Annotated in this window: 3 protein-coding genes (1 of these 3 cut by a window edge); all 3 read left to right on the forward strand. The window is 73.0% G+C overall.

The features are described 5' to 3' along the window. Positions 1-910: the 3' portion of an aconitase family protein gene (locus ACFV6I_RS22470; RefSeq protein ID WP_380427259.1), read on the forward strand. It extends 668 nt beyond the left edge of the window; only the last 910 of its 1,578 coding nucleotides appear in the window; its start codon lies beyond the left edge, outside the window; the stop codon is at positions 908-910. A gap of 100 nt (positions 911-1,010) precedes the next feature. After that, positions 1,011-1,649, forward strand: coding sequence for a 3-isopropylmalate dehydratase small subunit (leuD, locus tag ACFV6I_RS22475; protein WP_380427261.1), 639 nt, complete (start codon positions 1,011-1,013; stop codon positions 1,647-1,649). A gap of 119 nt (positions 1,650-1,768) precedes the next feature. Next, positions 1,769-2,800: isocitrate/isopropylmalate dehydrogenase family protein (locus ACFV6I_RS22480; protein ID WP_380427263.1), on the forward strand; the 1,032-nt coding region annotated here is incomplete at its 3' end.

Consider the following 2,800-nt stretch of genomic DNA (forward strand, 5'->3'; position numbering starts at 1 on the left):
CGCGACGTCTGCGCTCGAGTCGCGCGCGCCCCCCCCCCCCCCCGACCCGCCTCACCCACTCAGCCGCGCGCTCCGCGCCCCCCCCGCCCCCCCCCCCCCCCACGGCTACGCGATCGAGTACCGCGGCAAGGCCGTCGAGAACCTCTCCATGGAGGGGCGGATGACGGTCTGCAACATGAGCATCGAGGCGGGCGCCCGCGCCGGCCTGATCGCCCCCGACGACACCACGCTCGCCTACCTGCGCGAGCGCTGGGACCCGGCCGCCGAGGCCGACTGGGAGGAGGCCGTCAGCTACTGGCAGTCCCTGCGCACCGACGAGGGCGCCGCCTTCGACCGCGTCGTCGAACTGGACGTCACCGGGCTCAAGCCCTTCGTCACCTGGGGCACCAACCCCGGCCAGGCCGTCCCGCTGGACGCCGCGGTGCCGGCGCCCGAGACCTTCGCGACCCCCGCCGAGCAGCAGGCCGCGCGCCGCGCCCTGGAGTACATGGGCCTCGAACCGGACGTCGCCCTGCGGGACGTCGAGATCAACACGGTCTTCCTCGGTTCCTGCACCAACGGCCGGATCGAGGACCTGCGGGCCGCCGCCGACGTGCTGCGCGGCCGCAAGGTCTCCGACCGGATCACCATGCTCGTCGTCCCCGGCTCGATGGCCGTCCGGGCCCAGGCCGAGGAGGAGGGCCTGGACCAGGTCTTCCTCGACGCGGGCGCGCAGTGGCGGCTCTCCGGCTGCTCGATGTGCATGGGCATCAACGCCGACCGCCTCCAGGGCATCCAGCGGGTCGCCTCCACCTCCAACCGCAACTACGAGGGCCGGCAGGGCACCCACGCCCGCACCCACCTGGTCTCGCCCGTCGTCGCCGCCGCCACCGCCGTGGTCGGCCGCCTGGCCGCGCCGACCGAGCTGTGACCGCGCCCGCCGGGCACACCCGCCCGACCCGTTCCACCCGACCGGCCTGTTCGACCCGTTCCACCGACCGCAGCCAGACCGACCAGCAGGGGGCAGAGGCATGAGGCAGCCGCTCACGGCGCACACCGGACAGGCCGTGGCCCTGTCCCGGGACGACGTCGACACCGACCAGATCATCCCGGCCGAGTTCTGCAAGCGGCTGACCAAGACCGGCTACGCCGACACCCTGTTCGGGCACTGGCGCAAGGAGCCCGGGTTCGTCCTGAACCAGCCGGAGTACCAGGACGCGAGCGTCCTGGTGGCGGGCCACAACTTCGGCACCGGCAGCTCCCGCGAGCACGCCGTGTGGGCCCTGCGCGACTGGGGCTTCCGGGCCGTCATCGCCACCAGCTTCGGCGACATCTTCCTGCGCAACGCGCTGAAGAACGGCCTGCTGGCCGTCGCCCTGCCGGTGCCCGTCGTCGCCGACCTCGCCGAACGCGCCCAGGCCGACCCGAAGTTCGAGATCACCGTCGACCTGGAGCAGCTGACCGTCGGCACCGACCTCGGGACCTGGGAGTTCGAGGCCGACCAGCGCGCCCGCTGGCTGCTGCTCAACGGCCTCGACGACATCGACGTCACCCTGCGCAAGGCCGACGCGATCGCCGCCTTCGAGCAGGGCCGCCCGGCCTGGATGACCAGCATCACCCGCGGCGCCTTCTCCTCCCCGGACACCGCGAAGCAGCGCCGGGCCTCCTGACGACCGCACCCCCCGGCGCAGCTCCCAGGGCCGCGCGGCGGTGACCCTGCCCGACGCCCCCGGCCCGGCCGACCCGACCCACAACCGGCCGGCCCCACCCCAGAAACGGTGAGAGACCCATGACCAAGACAGTGACCGTCATCCCCGGTGACGGCATCGGCCCCGAGGTGACCAAGGAGGCCCTGGAGACCATCGAGTCGCTGGGCCTGGACCTCGCGGTCGACGTGCTCGACCACGTCAACGCCGACACCTACCTGCGGACCGGGGTCTCCCTGTCCGACGAGGACTTCGAGCGGATCAAGGCGAGCGACTCGGTGCTCTTCGGCGCCATCGGCGACCCCCGGGTGAAGACCTCGGACTACGGCCGCGGCGTCCTGCTGCGCCTGCGCTTCGACCTCGACCTGTACGTCAACCACCGCCCGGCCACCCTGCTCCAGGAGCGGCTGAGCCCGCTGCGCGACGCCCGGACCCGCGCCATCGACGCCGTGATCGTCCGGGAGAACACCGAGGGCCTCTACACCGACATCGGCGGAGTGCTGCGCGGGAACACCGTGCACGAGATGGCCGTCGACGCGGACGTCAGCACCTACATGGGCGTCTCGCGGGTGATGGAGTACGCGTACTCGATCGCCGAGCGCGGCGTCTGCATGGTCGACAAGTCCAACGCCGTCCGGCACGGCGGCCAGGTGTGGCAGCGGGTGTTCCGCGAGGCCGCCGCGAAGCACCCCGCCATCGACTCCACCCACCTCTACGTCGACGCCGCCGCGATGAAGCTGATCTCCGACCCGTCGCAGTTCGACGTGATCGTCACCAACAACTCGTACGGCGACATCCTCAGCGACCTGGCGGCCATGCTGGCCGGCGGCCTGGGCAACGCGGCCTCGGCCAACATCAACCCGGACACCGGGTTCGGCCTCTACGAGCCGGTGCACGGCAGCGCGCCCGACATCGCCGGCCAGGGCATCGGCAACCCCTTCGGCGCCATCCTCAGCTCCGCGCTGATGCTGGAGCGCCTGGGCTGGGCCGCCGAGGCGAAGGCGATCCAGCTGGCCGTCGGCACGGCCGTGGCGGAGGGCGCCTGCACGCCGGACCTCGGCGGCACCCTCACCACCGAGCAGGTCGGCGCCGCGGTCAGGGCGGCCCTCGCCGCG

It is taken from the genome of Kitasatospora sp. NPDC059803 (assembly GCF_042732255.1).
Classification (GTDB): domain Bacteria; phylum Actinomycetota; class Actinomycetes; order Streptomycetales; family Streptomycetaceae; genus Kitasatospora.